This window comes from Methanooceanicella nereidis (assembly GCF_021023085.1).
Classification (GTDB): domain Archaea; phylum Halobacteriota; class Methanocellia; order Methanocellales; family Methanocellaceae; genus Methanooceanicella; species Methanooceanicella nereidis.
In genome coordinates this window covers 44201-61931 of record NZ_PGCK01000008.1, presented here as the reverse complement: position 1 = coordinate 61931, position 17731 = coordinate 44201, and the positions used below count along the sequence as shown (strand labels likewise).

Annotated in this window: 11 protein-coding genes and 1 tRNA gene; 7 read left to right on the top strand and 5 right to left on the bottom strand. The window is 46.7% G+C overall.

Annotated elements, in window-relative coordinates; translation table 11 throughout:
- Positions 1–2: 2 nt before the first annotated feature.
- Together CUJ83_RS10260 and CUJ83_RS10255 are read right to left on the bottom strand one after the other, a co-directional pair.
- Complete coding sequence (locus tag CUJ83_RS10260; RefSeq protein ID WP_230742218.1) at positions 3–998, bottom strand: Calx-beta domain-containing protein; 996 nt, start codon at positions 996–998, stop codon at positions 3–5.
- A 507-nt stretch (positions 999–1505) separates the two neighbouring features.
- Positions 1506–3950 carry a Calx-beta domain-containing protein gene (locus tag CUJ83_RS10255; RefSeq protein ID WP_230742217.1) on the bottom strand — a complete coding sequence of 815 codons (2445 nt, stop codon included), beginning with the start codon at positions 3948–3950 and terminating at the stop codon, positions 1506–1508.
- 514 nt (positions 3951–4464) lie between these two features.
- On the opposite strand from CUJ83_RS10255, the gene CUJ83_RS10250 reads away from it, so the two are divergent.
- Genes CUJ83_RS10250 through yjjX form a run of 3 tightly spaced genes read left to right on the top strand, consistent with a single transcriptional unit; the run spans position 4465 to position 5961 of the window.
- Positions 4465–4968 (top strand): gamma carbonic anhydrase family protein, encoded by a 504-nt coding sequence (locus CUJ83_RS10250; protein WP_230742216.1) that lies wholly within the window; start codon positions 4465–4467, stop codon positions 4966–4968.
- Between the two features lie 16 nt (positions 4969–4984).
- On the top strand, positions 4985–5446 hold the full coding sequence (locus CUJ83_RS10245) for a phosphopantetheine adenylyltransferase (RefSeq protein ID WP_369424162.1): 462 nt from the start codon (positions 4985–4987) through the stop codon (positions 5444–5446).
- Complete coding sequence (gene yjjX / locus CUJ83_RS10240) at positions 5443–5961, top strand: inosine/xanthosine triphosphatase (RefSeq protein WP_230742214.1); 519 nt, start codon at positions 5443–5445, stop codon at positions 5959–5961. The genes CUJ83_RS10245 and yjjX overlap by 4 nt, the downstream gene beginning before the upstream one ends.
- A gap of 141 nt (positions 5962–6102) precedes the next feature.
- Here the strand turns inward: yjjX and CUJ83_RS10235 are convergent, their stop codons facing one another.
- From CUJ83_RS10235 to CUJ83_RS10225, 3 genes are all read right to left on the bottom strand, one after another.
- Complete coding sequence (locus CUJ83_RS10235) at positions 6103–6561, bottom strand: hypothetical protein (RefSeq protein WP_230742213.1); 459 nt, start codon at positions 6559–6561, stop codon at positions 6103–6105.
- 11 nt (positions 6562–6572) lie between these two features.
- Positions 6573–11648 (bottom strand): right-handed parallel beta-helix repeat-containing protein, encoded by a 5076-nt coding sequence (locus tag CUJ83_RS10230; protein ID WP_230742212.1) that lies wholly within the window; start codon positions 11646–11648, stop codon positions 6573–6575.
- A 552-nt stretch (positions 11649–12200) separates the two neighbouring features.
- The gene (locus CUJ83_RS10225) at positions 12201–12821 is read right to left on the bottom strand and encodes a DNA-3-methyladenine glycosylase (protein WP_230742211.1); all 621 of its coding nucleotides are present in this window, start codon (positions 12819–12821) and stop codon (positions 12201–12203) included.
- Positions 12822–12960: 139 nt separating this feature from the next.
- On the opposite strand from CUJ83_RS10225, the gene CUJ83_RS10220 reads away from it, so the two are divergent.
- The 4 genes from CUJ83_RS10220 to CUJ83_RS10205 all read left to right on the top strand — a co-directional run bounded on the left by CUJ83_RS10220 (position 12961) and on the right by CUJ83_RS10205 (position 17720).
- Positions 12961–13038: transfer RNA gene (locus tag CUJ83_RS10220), tRNA-Pro, on the top strand.
- Between the two features lie 161 nt (positions 13039–13199).
- On the top strand, positions 13200–14510 hold the full coding sequence (locus tag CUJ83_RS10215) for a WS/DGAT domain-containing protein (RefSeq protein WP_230742210.1): 1311 nt from the start codon (positions 13200–13202) through the stop codon (positions 14508–14510).
- Positions 14511–14814: 304 nt separating this feature from the next.
- Positions 14815–15825 carry an ABC transporter substrate-binding protein gene (locus tag CUJ83_RS10210; protein WP_230742209.1) on the top strand — a complete coding sequence of 337 codons (1011 nt, stop codon included), beginning with the start codon at positions 14815–14817 and terminating at the stop codon, positions 15823–15825.
- Positions 15826–15836: 11 nt separating this feature from the next.
- The gene (locus CUJ83_RS10205; RefSeq protein ID WP_230742208.1) at positions 15837–17720 is read left to right on the top strand and encodes a PAS domain S-box protein; all 1884 of its coding nucleotides are present in this window, start codon (positions 15837–15839) and stop codon (positions 17718–17720) included.
- The last annotated feature ends 11 nt before the right edge of the window (positions 17721–17731 follow it).

Sequence of the window (17731 nt, the reverse complement as noted above, 5' to 3'; positions counted from 1 at the left end):
TACTATTTTTTCCGGAACCACAGGAAGTATGCTGCTGTGACACCTGCTATCGCAACTATGATCAGCACAGCCCATATCCAGGTATCTCCAAAACCTGTCTGTTCTGTCGTAGTTGGCTCGGGTGACGGGGTCACTGTTCCTGCCGGAGTCGGGATCGGGGTCACCGTAGGCTCAGGCGTCGGTACCGGAGTCGGGACTATCGTCGGGACGGGTGACGGGGTCACTGTCGGGGATCCAGGAGCTCCTTGAACCAGCTGGATAAACACCCAGTTATCATATAAGTATGACACCTCGGACGGAGGGAGTGAATCGACCGATGTTACGGGGCCGCTTGCAGCCGGAGTCGGCGTCGGCGTCGGCGTCACCGTAGGCTCAGGTGTTGGTGTTGGTGTTGGAGTCGGCGTTGGTGTTGGAGTCGGCGTTGGTGTTGGAGTCGGCGTTGGTGTTGGAGTCGGCGTTGGAGTCGGAGTCGGCGTTGGAGTCGGAGTCGGCGTTGGAGTCGGAGTCGGAGTCGGAGTCGGAGTCGGAGTCGGAGTCGGAGTCGGAGTCGGAGTCGGAGTCGGAGTCGGAGTCGGAGTCGGAGTCGGAGTCGGAGTCGGAGTCGGCGTTACTGCATCATTATCAATAATATTTATCGTGATAGTGCCGTTCGTACCTAACCTAACCTTACTATTAGCACTACCGGGAATTGAGAGATCTACATAAAAGTACTCAATGTTCTCTGGTGACATATCATCCAGGATAGTAATAGTAAAGGTTACTGTCTGCGATGATACCCCGCTCACGAATGTTAAAATTCCATTCTGTACAGCAACATAATCAGAGCCTGCGAAAGCTGTACCATTTCTTGTACCATAATTAATATTGATATTCTCGTCCAGAGTGCTGGTCATACTGGCACTTATAGAAACTGTCCCGTCATTCTCGTTCACATTAACGGACGCACTGGTAAATTCGACAACTGCTTTATCGGGAACAGCATAGGCAATTTTTGACATGCCGGATATCCCGCTATAGGTAAACCATATAATTGACAAAACTACTACGAATACCAGTAGTTTTAACAATCCGGACCTGAAGTTATCTTTACTAAATAGGCCATTTATTTTTTTCACTGCTATATACCCCCTTTTTTTACAGTTATTTTTCAATACTGTATTTTAATATATACTATTATATTTAATATTATAATTTATTATTTTTAATAATAATTTAATATCGATTTTTATTATGATTTTTTAATTACAACATTGTAATTACTATTATAAAAAATAAAGCTTATGGTAAAAATTTTTTATTCTAATTTAATTCAACGTAAAAGTTTTTTTATAAAAGTAAATTTACTTTTTTTTGTATTATTAGAAAATATTTTTTAAACATTTTTCTTTACTATCATATTTAATATAAATATTGTAAATATATAAAAAATTAATTAATATATTTCTGTAAATCAATTTTAGAAAAAGAAAATAGGATGGAGTAAAAATTACTCCATCGACTTTTATTTATTTCTTCTTGAACACCAGGAAGTATCCTGCTCCCAGCCCGACAACAGCCAGTACGATCAGCAGTGCCCATACCATTATATCGCCAGGTCCGGTCTGCTCGGTCGTGGTAGGCTCTGCGGTTGGCGTAGCTGTTACCGATGGGTCAGGCGTCGGCGAAACAGTCGGCACAGGTGTCGGCGTTACAGATGGTTCAGGCGTCGGGGTCGCATCCGGGACTATACTGTTCTTCAGCGCGATCGCTGCATTCCACAGGTATTCAACGTATACAGGTGGCGGATGCGGGTCATTTTCCAGTATAGTGATCTCCGTAGAGTTCAAATTATTCCCGATCGTATCCACGAGTATGGCGCTAAACCTCTCGTCCCCTTCCCAGACCGAGTCTTCATGTATGGCTACCGTGAAGGTCTTTTCGGATTCTCCTGGATTGAAGGTATAGTGTCCGGATGTCCTGTTATAATCATCCTCGTACACTGCAGTACCGTTCATAGTACCATAGTTGATGGTGATGGGCATCGATGCTTCGCCGAACATGAGCACTTTTAATGTGACGCTGGCATCTGACTCCTTTACGTTATACCCTGTCCGGTTAAACCCGAACGTCGGGTATGCGTCATTTTCCGTTATGTCTATTTGTGCAGTGACCTGGCTGCCGAGAACGGAATTCGCCGAAGGGCCGCTTAATGCCAGACCGATGCTCTCAAGGCCTTCATACACGCTGTCATCCTGTATCAGCACTGTGAACGACTGGGAGTGTTCGCCTGTCTCGAAGGTCAGAGTGCCGCTGCATCCCTGATAGTCTGCCGGGCTCACGGCAGTGATGTCATAGGTCGCATAATCGACTGTTACCGGCTCTGATGCCTCATTGTCCATTATGACCTCGATATCTATACTTACTCCGTTCTCGTTAACATTATAGACGGCTTCGCTAAAGCTGATCACCGGTATCGGGTCGTCCTCGATTATGTTGACCTGCGATGTCTGCGTTGCTATCTCCGCATTTACGGCATCCGCAAGGTTCACATAGAAGAGCTCGTTACCCTCGTAAAGGCCGTTATTCAGGATGTCAACGGTGAAAGTCTTCCAGGTTTCATCCCATGCGTAATCCAGCGTTCCGGATGCCGCGGCATAATCTGAGCCTGCTAACGCAGTGCCGTCGGCAGTCGTATAATTAACGCTGGCCGATACCCTGGTCTCTCCCGACTTCGTCACGTTGATGGTAACTGTTCCGGCATCTTCGTTCACGTCATAAGAGGATGCGCTGAAAGTGAATTCGGGCGCGTCGTCGTCATCGGCAATATTGATCTGCGCGGAATCAGCGGACCCAAGGGTCGCGTTCACGGGACCTGAGAGGTTCACATAGAAGAACTCCGAAAGCTCGTAAACCCCGTCATCAATTATGCCGAGGCTAAAAGCCTTTTCATATTCAGATGCGTCAAAAGTAAGCGTGCCTGATGTGGAAGCGTAGTCCTGTCCTGCCTCCGCTCCGCCGTTCGCTGTCGCGTAGTCAACGCTGGCCGGCATGGATGTCTCGCCGGTCTTTGTCACGGTGACCTGAACGGTGCCATCGTTCTCATCGAACGTATATGACGACAGCCTGAACTGTACGACTGGCGCGGTATCATTATCCGTTATCCATACGCTGGCAGGGTTTCTCCATCCGATCCTTGCGTCGACAGGGTCGTATAGTTCCACAGTGAAGTTTTCAAGGACCTCGAATATCGAATCCTCATTGATGGTGACATTGATCGAGGCGGTCGTGCCGGTCGGCCCGAAAGTCAGCGTGCCGGAGCTTTGAGCGAAGTCCTGACCCTGTAATGCCATACCGCTAAGTGTCCTGTAATTGACGCTGGACGGAAGGTCGGTCTCGCCGTCTTTGACGACATTTAAAGTCAGCGTGCCTATGCCTTCGTTCACGTTAACATTATAGGAAGGCCTGTCGAACATTACCCTTGGCCGGTCAGCCACGTCGGTAATAGTGATGGTCGTGACGTTCTTATTCCCGAGCACTACTTTATCTTCGTTAGCGCTGTTGATCCTGAGCTTGAGCTGTACGGTCTCGTCTCCCTCATACCTGCTGTCATCTATAAGATATACCCGGAAGGTCTTTTCAGTAGCAGTATCGCCGCTGGCACCAAATACCACTCTTTTTGTACTTTCCAGAGTGAAGTCGGTATTTTCAGTTGCGGTCGTACCGGCACTTACAAGGTCATAATGCACGGCTATCCTTTGGGTCGGCACCTGGTTCAGTCTGACCGTGATCTCTATGTATCCATCGGCACGGTTTTCCCCTGCGACATATGAGATCTGTTTAAAATTCACAATGGGCAGCGAAGTCGCTCCCAGTAAAGATAAGCCGTCCGGACCATCAGAAGATGACCCGTTTATAATATTCACGATTTGAGCTGTCCCTAGCGAGGTCGCCATCAATAAAAAGACGACCATAAGGGAAACCAACACTTTAAAATGTTTTAAACTACCATAGATGGAACCATCTATACCCCTTTTTATCATTTGCTATATACCCCCACATTTTACACGGTGAAGTAATAATTACTTTTTACCCGTATGCCAGGAACGGGCACCGGGCCGCGAAAACTTTTGTAATTATTACACCATGTATGATGAACTTTTTTATTCACGATAATAATCGTCGGAAATATTTTCTTATGAAAATGTAATTACATATTTACTATAAAAAATTTTGGTTTATTTGCAAAATATGAATTATAGCGTAAAATATTGTTTAAAAATAAATTTACTCCCAAATCATTAAGTAAAAATTTACCATAGTTTAAATTTACTTACTTATATATTTTAAAATGAGAGAAGTAATCGTCTTTTTTACTATTAATTATATAATTTTATTAAAAGTCAGCTAAATAATAGCTAATTAATTCTCACTATAAAAAATAAATAGATTTTTACGATTTAAGTACGACTATAAGTAAGAGAAATAATGATATTCGAACACTTCGCAAAGCCAAAAATAGCCGATAGCGCGTTCGTTGCAGAGACCGCGGCCATCATAGGAGATGTCGAGGTCGGGGAAGAGTCCAGCATCTGGTACGGTGCGGTGTTGAGAGGCGACATGAGTAAGATCATCGTCGAAAAAAAAGCTAACATCCAGGACAACGTCGTCATCCATTCGGCACCGGGCGAGGACGTGGTCATAGGCGAAGGCGTCACCATCGGCCATTGCGCTGTCATCCACGGCTGCACCATAGGCAAGTACTCACTGATCGGAATGGGCGCCGTCGTGCTCAGCAAGGCCGAGATAGGCGAGAACTGTATTATCGGCGCCGGAGCCGTCGTAAAAGAAAATGATAAGATACCTCCCGGCTCTCTTGTAGTGGGGATCCCGGGAAAGGTCGTCAGGCAGCTTACGCCGGAACAGATGAGATACCCTGTCGTCAACTGTGAAGAGTACGTCGGGCTTTCCCGAAAGTACTTAAATGAATAAGGAGGCATTCCTGAACATGAAAGTAGCTGTGGGGGGCACTTTTCAACCCCTTCATGACGGGCATAAGCTCTTACTTCGAAAAGCATACTGGCTAAGCCATGATGTCGATATAGGCCTTACCTCGGACGAGATGGCGACAGGAAGCCGTGTCAGGCCCGTCGAGACCTATGAAGAGAGGGAAAATAAGCTCAGGGAATGGATAAAGAAAGAGATAGGCGTTGAGCCGAACATCATGAAGATCAATGACCCGTACGGTAAAACGTTGACTGAGGATTATGATAAGATAGTCGTTTCTCCTGAGACTTATCCTACAGCCCTGAAGATCAACGATATCAGGAAAAGCAAAGGCTTTGACCCGATTGACGTCATTCTGGTAAATTATGTGCTTGCCGAGGACGGAGACCCGATATCCTCGACAAGGATAGTCAAAGGCGAGATAGACACTCATGGTAATCTTTTAAAGAGGCCTAAAGAGTGAGAATAGCCGTCGGCACGAATAATCCTGTCAAGGTAAATGCAGCGGAGAATGTCTTTAGCAGTGTATTCGGCGATGTGACAGTGGACGGGATAAACGTTCCTTCCGGTGTCCCTTCTCAGCCGTTTGGAAATGATACGGTTAAAGGTGCAATGAACCGCGCGAAAAACGCGTACGAGTCCGGAAGATACGATTACGGTGTCGGCATAGAAGCAGGATTATTTGATATTGAGGGGTATGTCATAGACGTGCAGTACTGTGCCATATTCGACGGCCAATGGACCACCATCGGGTGCGGCAGCGGATTTGAATATCCTTCCTTAGTACTGGATGAAGTCCTCTCCGGAAAGGAAGTAGGGGAGGTAATGAGCAAATTCACCGGCATCGATGATCTCGGCAAAAAGATGGGCGCGATAGGGTATTTATCAAATGGCATGCTCGACAGGACGAGGCTGACGGAGCAGAGCGTTTTCATGGCTCTGATCCCCAGGATGAATAAAGAGCTGTATAAACACTGATAGCTAAAAAAATCTAGAAAATAAATTTTCCTGCATCAAAGCGTAAAGGAAATATTTTTTCCATAAGATCTTAAGATATCATTTTTTAAAAAATAATTAAAGTGGAGTGAATTCACTCCACGTTTCATCTTTCTATCTTTACTATTTCCTGAAGAACAGGTAGTATGCTCCAACGACAGCTATGACCAGTATGGCCAGCAGCAGGAGTAACAGGTTTATGTCAAATCCTGTCTGCTCGGTCGTCGTAGGCTCCGGGGTCGGTGTCGGAGTTGCCTCCGGCGTCGGCTCGGGTGTCGGAGTCGGAACTACCGTTGGCTCCGGTGTCGGAACTATAGTGGGTTCAGGGGTCGGAGTGCCGTATACATCCCAGACATAATGGAACGTGCCACCTGACGGGACAGAAGGCGGGTTTGACGTAGGCGTAGATGTTGGCGAAGCCGTCGCGCTCGGTGTCGGAGTCGGCGTAGACGTCGGGACCGGCGTCGGAGTCGGTGTCGGCGGGACCGGCGGGGCTGCTACAGCCTCAAATGACATCACGCTTGCTAACAATGCCAGTACGAATACTGCCGATACGAATCTTTTTAAGTTATTTTTACTCATCTTAGAACCTCCTATTGCTCCTTAAGCTCTACCCAGTAGCCTATTCCTGGCTCTATTGTTGACAGGGGATCCGTACCAAGGAAATCCCATCCCGTATAGTCGCCGTCAGGCTTGTACAGATACCAGTATCCGCTATCATAAGTCCAGACAGATTCTATGGAATCGGCGTCGCCGAATAACGTTGCCGCATCATAGGAATCGATCCCGGTAATGCCTATGCAATTCCACTGGTCGTTGATCGAGCAGCTGCCCAGCGGCGAATCCGCCGGGATGATTCCCGATACGGTGAATGATGCGCCATCGGTCATATTGACATAGTATCCAATGCCAGGCTCTATCGTTGACAGGGGATCCGTACCAAGGAAATCCCATCCCGTATAGTCGCCGTCAGGCTTGTACAGATACCATAAGCCATCATCGTCGTATCTCCAAACTGACTCGATATTTGCCTTAACTTCGGGCGGGAAGAAGTTCTCTATGTTATTATCTTCAAGCTCGAAGGGTACTGATATCAGGTTCCATTCGTAGACAAGGTCGTACTCACATGTTCCTACGCCGAAGCTGACGTTGTAGCCTGCTATTATGTTCTCAGGCTGTCCGTCCGGCACAAAGATATAGACCCAGTCATCCGGACCGACAAGCGTAACGGTGTTATACGGATTGACCATCGGTGTGCTCATGTAGTATTTCCCGGCACCCATGGCTATCTCGTATTTCTCGTTCGGGATGGCTGTCTGCCACATATCGTTGCCGCCGACCATGCATATCACATAGTTCAGGTAATCCGGGTCGCCCGTGAGCTGTCCGTCTATGCGGTAGTTTCCGTAGGTATCGACGTATACAAAGTATTTGTCGCCGGTGATGACGTTGCCGTTCTCGAAGAATGTCGTGTTGGTCAGCACGTAGTCAAGCTCTCCGTAATTTAGGAGCGCTCCCTGCACTTCAGTGAACGTGTTATCGTTCATGTAGTACTGGCTGCCCTCATGGTTGCTCAATACGACCGCGTATCCTACCTGGCCATATTCGCCGACCATTGCGTTGCCGTATGCTTCACTGGCGTCGCCGAACGGGCCGAAGTTCACGAACATGTTGTCCGAAAGAGTGCCGTTCGTGCCTTTATCATAGAATATGCCGCTAAACGGTACGAACTCTGAGTCGATCATTCCCGAACCATCTATCTGAACATTCGCTATGTTAGCGAACGTGGGGTACATACTCCATGAAACGACGTCGATGATCGGGAAGCCGTGGACGTAGGTGTAGCCGACTGATTCGGGTAGCCCCTTGGGTCCGGATGACCTTATTATTGCCAGCGGCTCTCCCGTACCGGATTCTTCAGTTCCGACTATGTTCACCGATTTCAGGATGAACAGGCATTCATCGTATGTTGCCGGTTTTAGATTTACGGTATCGCTCAACAGAGGCTGGCCGTACATATCGGACGATTCGTTCGCAGCATCTACCGCGTCCTGGATGAACGTCCTTACGAATATCAGGCCGACATCATCGAAGTCCTCAGGGTCGTATCCTCCCAGGATGAACTCGCAAATACCCAGCGGATCTATGATGAATTTCTGAAGGTCCAGAGGGCTCTCTACTTTGAGGTTACCCTCGCTGTCAGTTATGTATACTCTCCTGGCGTCAAGGTCGTTTGTAGCAAATATCTGCTCAAGGGTTGCAAGGTCGATCTTGCCGGTGCTGCCGTCGCCCTGTCCGAGAATCTCGTCGGACCAGAACATCAGCTGTATCTCATTGTCCCTGAGGTAGTTGTCATAGATGTATGCGTTACCGTCCTCAAAGTTCCTGGTGACCGGGTATACGCTAATAGCTATGCCTTCGCATAGGGGCCCGATACCATACATGTCGGATTCTAAGGTTGCCGTGGGCAGTCCCTTTTCGTAGTATCCGATGCCCTCGATCGTGTTTCCTGCGATAGTGAGGTTATCGGAGACTGCGGTTATGCCCTTCATGGACCATTCGCTGCCGTAGATCTCGTTGCAGTTGATGGTACCCGTATATCCGTAGTAGACTATACCCCAGTTCACGCCATAATTCTCGCTGTTGTTTATGCAGTTGCCGTTAATATGGCCTGAGAAGCCCGGGTCCGAGAATTCGACGGTGTTTGCCGCACTGAGCAGGCCGTCATCGATCTCATAGCCGAGGTATTCGGCGCTGTTTAAGAATATGTCCTCTATGTCCCCGCCGTACAGGATGTTGTCTTCGGACAGCACGTCCGTCAGGACCGATATTATGCTGTTCACGTAGAGGATACCCATCGCGGTATTGTTTATCTCATTGTTCTCTATGGTCGCGTAGTATCCGAGATGGCCAATACCGATTCCGCCCTGGTTTTCATTGAGTATGTTGTTCTCACTCACGGTACCGGTGCTGCCTGCGTATATCACTCCTGCGATCGGGTTCTCTATCGTGTTGTTCACGATGCTGCCGGTGTTGCCCAGATAGAATACTCCGAGTAAGGTGGGATATTCGGTGTTTAGCACGTTGTCCTGTATGTAACCGGCATATCCGATATAGGATATATCACCGAACGCAAGTCCGGTCTGGCCGTAATCAGCGCCATATTCGCCTTCGGCAGGGCTTACAGGCGGTAGAGGCGGCTCTTCAAATCCATAATCGATGACGTTACCCTCGATTATGCCGAAGTCACCGAAGTATGCTATGTCACTGTTCCATATGTAGTAATAGAATCCCGGGTATGCCGTGATCATATTATTCCTGACGGTGCCGTACTTGCCCCAGTAGTCGATGGCACAGCGCATGTATTCGATCGTGTTCTCCTCGATTATTCCAAAGTCTCCGTCATAGTCAATGGCACAGCTATCGTATTCCCCGAGACCTACCATTGCATCAAGCTCGGATCCGTAGTAGGATATTGTGTTCGCCGCTATGATGTTGTAGTCTCCGGCGGAGAAGATACCTTTAGTGAACCCGGTGATAGTGTTACCAGTCACTATAATGGAAAATCCGTCTGCTGTGATCCCCGTTTCACCGTATTCTGTCATGAGATAATTGTCCGTTATCTCACAGCCGTCACCGCGGGCGAATATTCCCTCGAGGAAATAGTCATAAACATCGTTGCCGGTTATGACCGCCGAGTCTCCGTTAGAACAGATCCCGTGCTCTGTGATATAGCAGCCTACAAGTCCCTGGTCAAAAACAGGGTCGTCAATATATTCGTTATAACGGTACACATCGTTGTCCGTGAATGTACAGTCATCGCCCGTGGACGTTATTCCGAAAACATAGCCATATATGCTATTTGAGAGGAACTCGATCGCGTTGCCCTCTGAATATATTCCGTTCTCGCCAAAGACTGTCTCGATAACATTATATGATACGTCGCAATCGTCGCCAAAAGTCACTATACCATTGTAGAGATCAGTGATCTGATTGTCGTGGATGTTTACAAGATCGCCGTACGATAATATGCCGATCTCGACATAGTCCCCTTCATCAAAATCTCCGACGAGAGATGCGCTTGCCAGGTTCATTCCGGCAGGGATATTGGCCGTTATATCGAACCGGTCCCTATCCGCAGCAAGTCCGGCAAAGACTGTCGACGGTAAGGATCCTTCATCATAAAGGATGTTATTGTCGCCTATCTCGGTTTCATTACAATATGTATATATTCCAAAGAAATTGTTCCGGACGGTATTATCATTGATGGTGACAAAGTCTCCTCTGGCTACTATGCCCCAGTCATCGTCGCCTTCCTCATAGACGTCCTCGACAGTGTTATCATTAATGACAACGCCGTCTCCGTAACAATATATTCCATAAGCCCAATAGTTCTGGACATAATTCATTGATAGTTCCACAGAATCTCCGCCGGAGTATATTCCCACAAATCCCCAGCTATTATCGTCATACGCGACGCTATTTCCGGTAATGCTGCACCCGGTGCCGAATGAGTCTATACCTTCCATGTAATAGTACAGGACGGTGTTATCGCCGATACTGACTGAATCGCCTTCGGATATTATGCCGTATGGATCGTATTCGTCGCCTTCGACATAGTTATCATTAATGAAGCTGCCGTTGCCCAGATTGTATATGCCGACGCTGAAGTAATACACATCGTTAAAGGCAATGTTCGCATTATCTCCTTCCGAAGCAATGCCGTAATATTCATAACCAGCGTCTCCGACGGTCTCTTCATATCCGCCATAGTAAGAATATATCTCGTTGTTCGCTATGGTAGAATCGTTTCCGGTCGAAACTATGCCTGTGTTATAATAGTCCACGTAATTGTTCTCAATGGATACATATTCTCCCGACGAGAAAATGCTGGTATCGCCTTCCCCGCAGTATATGCCGTTCGAATCTATTATACAGTTGTCGCCGAACGAGAATATACCATTATTGAAGTCTTCCAGGTAATTTCCGGTAATGTTGACACCGTCACCCTCGGAGTAAATACCATAAGGAGAAATATCGTCGTTGTAGAGGAAGTTGTACAGGATCGATGAACTGCTCACCTGATCAAAGTAAATACCGTATCCTTCCAGTGTGTATATGTTACAGTTCTGTATGACGATGTTCGTAAGATCGCCGGCTATCGTAGCGCCGACAAGCTCGTTCGATGTCACATATATACCGTGATCAGAAGCAAAATCAGCTGGAACATCAATGGTCACGCCATTGATAAACACATCACTTGAGGTGATCTTTATTATACCGTCGATCAAAGTCTCTTCGATACTTGACGACACGAAACTGTCATAACCCTGATAATTTGCTCCCAGTATCGATACCGGCTTGTAGATATTGACATTTTCCGAATATTCTCCATCTGCAACATGTATCGTGCCGCCCGATGAGACGTTCTCAATAGCCCAGTTGATGTCACTGAAAGCGTTATAACCAAATAACAGCCCGGGGCCGACTATATCCCCGCTGCTGTTGCTTATCCAGCTATCGTCTACCCATACCTCTGTAAGAGGAACCGCAGTCTGCGCCCACGCGATCCCCGAAAATGTACTTACCAGTAAAAATGCTATAATAGTAAGCACGCTAAGTGTGTTAGTAATAATTCTCAGGTTCTTTGATATGATACGATCATTCAAAGCTATATACCCCCTTTCCCATTTTCTTTAAATACCGTTTTTCATTTTTACTAAATAATAAAATTACTAAAATTCAATATTTACCATAATTAAATATACGCCCTATCTTACCTCATACCCCCACATTTTTTTCATATTTTTTATTACATCTCAACATTTAGAATTTTTAATTATATTATCTAAATGCGGAAAGCGGTTGCCTCCTATGCTATGGCATGAGTTGACATGACATTGCATCATACCGCCGATGTTTTGCTTTTTCATTAGCTTGGTTAGTAAATACTTACTATATTGAAATTTCTAATTAGTAATATAACTTATGGTTTAATAATAAAAAGATGAAAAAAATTACTTGAGTTAAAATCAATTTTATTTACAGTATGCAAATATTATGTTTAATAAATATAATGTAAAGTTATTATAAATAAAATTAGATGAATATAAAATTGTTAAAAATCGTAACACTAATTTAATTTAGAATAATTTATTAAATATTTGAATATAAAATGAGCAAAAAATGTAATAATTTTTTACTAAATATGTTAAAAGGAATTATTCATCCCTGGAGTCCTTTTTGGAAACATAAGGATTCCCTTTCACGTAGAAGCGCCACGGCTTAAGCCTGTCCTCTTCAGCATAATCCACGCCTATCCTGACAGATTCCACGATCTCATAGTTCTCTTGAGGAAGATCAACGACATATAATTCCCCTTTCTTACAGAGGTCTATTCCGTTCTGCTCGCGATTAATGCCCATGGCTTTACAAAGCTTTCCCGGGCCTGACGTCAGATCTCTCAGCTTTTTTACTTTATCCCCTCTAAGCTTTTTCATAGCCTCAATTCCTTCCAGCGGCTCTCCAGCGCGAATAAGGACCGCAGCAGGGAAGCCGTTATGCTCCGTGACAAGATTGAGACAGAAATACATTCCATATATCATGTAAACGTAAGCATGCCCCGGCTCGCCGAACATCACTTTATTACGCTCGGTCATGCCCTTACTGGCATGGCATGCCTTGTCGTCCATACCGACGTATGCCTCGGTCTCGACGATCCTTGCGGCCATTTTTCCATATACCGGATGTTCTCTTACCAGTGCTTTTCCGAGAAGGTCTTTCGCCACGGCCACCGTCGGCCTGTCAAAAAAGCTCCTCGGGACTATCTTATTAGCTGACATGATACGATTCCAACAGTATGGTGACTGGAGGCATAAATATCTTTAGAGACGCCTGAAAGTATTGAACGTTCATTACAAAACCGTAAATTGTAACCGTAATGTATTTATGATACCAGCACAACTATGATTCGCAACATATGGGACAATGGGGTAGCCTGGTCCATCCTCGAGCGTTTGGGACGCTTGGACCCCAGTTCGAATCTGGGTTGTCCCACCAGCCTTTTTGTAGTAGAATGTACATTTTAATAAGTTTCTAATAATTTCTAGAATTTTATCCTGCTATCTCTAAACAAAAACACATGGCATATATGCGGTTAATGCCTGCGTTTTAATCGATGATGAGAGGTTTTAACTAATAAGCGGTCATACAGCGATTAAATGGCTGCCGGACCTTTTAATAATGACAAAATACAGGAATTCTATCGTGCATCAGCTACGGATCAGCTGATGTTCATTAATAACTCAAATAGCGACGGGCAAATGCACAGCCTGATCACTTTTAGCGGCCGCGTGGACGCGGGACTTATGGCTCGTTCGATACGGCTATCCCTGGATGCCGAGCCGGTGCTTGGATGTAGAATGACAAAAGGGCCATTTCGCCTCCGATGGCAGCGGTCCGATAGCCTTGATAGTATCGACCTATGCCCGGTCATCGAGACAGTGGATGCGTTGAATGAAGCGTTAAGGTTCATGGCCGCCCCGATGGATACTTTTACGGCTCCCCAGATCCAGGCACGCTTATTTCGCTCGGACCGGGATGTGTTATGCGTGAAGATGACCCATGCGGTCGCCGACGGCGGCGGCTTTAAAGAATACCTGGAGCTGCTCTCCTCGATATACCGGCATGCCTGTCTCGACCCTGGCTACCGGCCTGTTCCGAATTCGCGCGGAAACCGAAGCCCATGGCAGCTGGAAAAACATGTCGGGCTATCCACTCTGGCCCAATCAAGCCTGCATATAACGATCCCCGGGCTCGAGTGGTGTTTTCCGGTCACAAGTTCCGACTACTCCGGCCGTTCTTTCCTCACTGCTGAAATCGGTCCGGAAAGGTCTGCGGCCATCCGGGCATATGCCCATGGAAAAGGTATTAAGATCAATGACCTGCTATTGACGGCATTTTACCGCGCACTGTTCGAGGTGCTGGATCCGCCGGCAGGAAAGCCGTTACCGGTAACGGTGCCGGTAAATCTCCGGCGCTATATGCCTTCCGGAAAAGCCGGCAGCATTTGTTCTCTCTCCGGGCTGTTCATCCCCGCCATAAACCGGGAGCCGGGAGAGGCATTCGAAGATACGCTGTCCCGGGTACATGAGTTCATGGACACGGCAAAAAGAAATAAAATGGACCTCTCTCAAATGCTTTTTCTCCAGACCGCATTCGTTGCCGGATATATGCCGATGAGCTTTGTAACGCGACACTTCGTGAAGCAGCGTGCACGGGCTTTAATGACTATCCCGTGTTTCTCGAACCTTGGAATTATCGGTCCGAAAGACGTCAATTTCGGCGATATAAAGGTCACGGATATATCGCTGTTCGGCCCGGTCACATTCCCCCCGTATCTCGACTTTACCGTATATTCATTCGGAGATACCATGCGATGCTCTATCAGCTATTGCGACACCGCGGCAGACGTGAATCTTGTAAAAAGCCTGCTGGATGATTTCATACGGGAAATATCCGGCCTTATATGACTGAATGCGGATAGTTGGATAAAAACTGATAAGCATCACTTATTTTTATAATGAGTAGTTTATGACGCGACAAGCTTTCTATTTTTTAGTTCTTAGGCTTTTTTAGATGATGTTTGCTATGTTATTCATTTATGATGACAGGTAAAGACTGATTACACGTAGACATAAATTTTTTTAGATTTTTATTGAAAAATATATGTAATATACCAGTGTACTTCTATTTTAAAACAATAATATTATCAGCTTTAAACTATTATATTATTGTCGTTTTAATCCCTGATGTTGTAGTATGTGGAGAACTGCTATGAAAAAGACCGTTATCACTTTAATCGCTGCAATAATCATCATCGCGTTGATAGGGTCTGGCGTATGGTACCTCCAGAATTCGCGGAATCAGATTTCCGTAGAGATGGAATCGATCACCGTCGGGATGTCGCCTAATATAGACTCTGCGGCGCTGATCATTATCGCTGACGACCAGCACTATTTTGCCGATAACGGCCTCAACGTGACGATAAAAGACTATGACGTAGGTTTGAGAGCGGTCAACGGCATGTTAAACAATGAAAACGATATTGCGATAGCCACGGAGTTCGTCCTTGTCGAAAAAGTGTTCGACCAGGAAAAGATTTACGGCTTCGCAAGTATTGCCAAATACGAGGATAAAGTCATCATTGGCCGTAGTGACCACGGTATAAAGAACGTTTCAGACCTCAAGGGAAAGAAGATCGGCGTTGATCTCGGGACGAATACGGAATTTATCCTCGGCAGGTTTCTCGAACTGCACGGATTTAGACTGGATGACGTAACGCTGGTAGATATAAAACGTCCGCAGTTCGTCGATGCGATCGGTAATGGGTCTGTTGATGCAATTATTGTATGGGGGCTTGAGGTCAGTATCATAAAAGATCAGCTTGGCCCTGCTGCTGTTACATGGCCGGCCCAAAGCGGCCAGCAAGGGCACTGGCTCGCCATGTGCAGGCAGGACTGGGCGGGACAGCACCCCGACATGATCAACCGGTTCCTGAAGTCAATTGACCAGGCAGCGACATACACTGTATATCATCCTGAGCAAGCGAAGGCTATCGCACGAAAACGACTGCCTGCAGACGATGTTTACCTGGAGACCATCTGGAGCAACACCCAGTTTTCGCTATCTCTTGACCAGTCGCTTATCACGGCGATGGAAGATGAGGGCCGATGGATGATCAAAAACAACCTCACAGATGAAAAGACGATCCCTGACTACCGATACTACCTATATCGGGAAGGTCTGGATCAGATCAAGCCTGAATCAGTCAACCTTATCCGGTGAGCAGAGGGACCATGAAGATCAGGACGCAGCTAATCATCAGTATTGTCATCTTCTGTTCAGCCCTGCTTATTATCGCCGCGACGATGTTGATGACAGACCAGCAGGTGAGTCAGCTGAACAGGCAGCAGGAGCTTGTGACAAACATCGAGCTGGGGGCTGGCGAGCTGGGTTATCTATCGAACGACTTTATCCTGTACAACGAAAAACACCAGCTCGACAGGTGGAGCTCGAAATACGCCGAGTTCTCGGATGACATATCAAAACTTTCTGTGAATACCCCGGAACAGCAAGTGCTGGTCAATAACATCAAAGCAAGCCAGCAGCGATTAAAAAGCGTATTTGACGATGTTGTGCTTACCCTTCAGGATGAAAACCAGGTCCTGTATAGTTCGGATGATAAGGCATATATTCAGATCTCATGGAGCCGGCTGGCCGTCCAGACCCGTAGTATCCTATTTGACGCGTCCCGCCTGTCACAGATGCTTGAGGAGCAGGAAAATCATGTGAAGCAAACGAACAACATGATCATAATGTCCCTGCTGGGAGCGTTCGGTGCTTTTATTCTCCTTGATTATTGGCTGGTATTCGGGGGTGTGATAAAATCGATAGGGGACTTAAAGGCAGGAACGAAAATCATCGGATCCGGAAACCTCGATCACACCATCAAAGCCAGAAAGGTCGATGAGATCAGCGAACTGGCGGATGCGTTCAACGAGATGACCACCCGCTTGAAGAACGTCACTGCATCCAAAGCGGACCTTGAGAGAGAGATCGCCGAGCGTAAAGATGCTGAGGAGGCGCTGCGTGAGAGCGAGGAGAAATTCCGCAGTGCCTTTGCCAACGCGGCCATTGGTTTTGCGATGGCAGCGCCCGACGGCCGTTTTGTGGATGCGAACCCAGCTTATTGCATGATCACGGGCTATAGCATCGAGGAGCTACGGACACAGATGATTCGGAATCTGATCCATCCCGACGATCTCGAGGAGAACATGAGACTGATCGACCGGATGCTTACAGGCGAGATCCCCGATTTCGTTATAGAGAACAGATATTTCCGTAAAGACGGGACATTCGTGTGGGTCCGAAAAAGCGTTTCTGTCGTGCGCAACGCAGAGGGCGCTCCTCAATGGATCATCTCGCTAATAGAAAATATCACCGAGCGTAAACTCGCCGATGAAAGGTTAAAAGAGGCAAAAGATCAGGCAGAACTGTACGTGGATCTGATGGGCCATGATATCAACAATATGAACCATTCTGCGACCGGATACCTTGAGCTTGCGCTTGATACGCTGAAGATGGAAGGTAATCTCAGGCCGGATGATAAGCTGCTTTTAGAGAAGCCGATACAGGCACTGATCAATAGCTCCAGGCTGATCGATAATGTCAGGAAGCTTCAGAAACTGATGACACAGGGTATTAAGACCAGGCCTGTTGACCTTCATCAAATTTTCGAGGAGCTCGGCAGGCTTAGTTATTATAAGGGCGAGAGGGATGTGACCATTAATATTCCACCGGTGCCGCATTATCGGGTAGAAGCGAACGAGCTCCTGAGTGACGTCTTTAATAACCTGATATCTAACGCGATCAAGCACTCCGATGGCGCGAAGTCATTAATTATAGATGTGCGGGTCGAGCCTGTGATCGAGGACGGCCGCAGTTATTATAAATGCACTGTAGAGGATAACGGTCCGGGCATACCCGATGCAGTTAAAGACAAGATCTTCTACAGGTTCCAGAGAGGCGACACGAAGGCACATGGTAAAGGCCTCGGATTATTCCTGGTAAGAACGCTAGTGGAAGGCTATCAGGGAAAGGTGTGGGCAGAAGACCGTGTGCCGGGCGATCATACAAAAGGCGTCAGGTTCATTGTCATGTTGCCCGCTGTTGAAAAATAACTATAATTTTT

Bases quoted from the DNA above. Each gene is read 5' to 3' on its own strand.
- CUJ83_RS10260 (WP_230742218.1), bottom strand. From the start codon at position 998: ATGTCAAAAATTGCCTATGCTGTTCCCGATAAAGCAGTTGTCGAATTT.
- CUJ83_RS10255 (WP_230742217.1), bottom strand. From the start codon at position 3,950: ATGGTCGTCTTTTTATTGATGGCGACCTCGCTAGGGACAGCTCAAATC.
- CUJ83_RS10250 (WP_230742216.1), top strand. From the start codon at position 4,465: ATGATATTCGAACACTTCGCAAAGCCAAAAATAGCCGATAGCGCGTTC.
- CUJ83_RS10245 (WP_369424162.1), top strand. From the start codon at position 4,985: ATGAAAGTAGCTGTGGGGGGCACTTTTCAACCCCTTCATGACGGGCAT.
- CUJ83_RS10235 (WP_230742213.1), bottom strand. From the start codon at position 6,561: ATGAGTAAAAATAACTTAAAAAGATTCGTATCGGCAGTATTCGTACTG.
- CUJ83_RS10225 (WP_230742211.1), bottom strand. From the start codon at position 12,821: ATGTCAGCTAATAAGATAGTCCCGAGGAGCTTTTTTGACAGGCCGACG.
- CUJ83_RS10215 (WP_230742210.1), top strand. From the start codon at position 13,200: ATGGCTGCCGGACCTTTTAATAATGACAAAATACAGGAATTCTATCGT.
- CUJ83_RS10210 (WP_230742209.1), top strand. From the start codon at position 14,815: ATGAAAAAGACCGTTATCACTTTAATCGCTGCAATAATCATCATCGCG.
- CUJ83_RS10205 (WP_230742208.1), top strand. From the start codon at position 15,837: ATGAAGATCAGGACGCAGCTAATCATCAGTATTGTCATCTTCTGTTCA.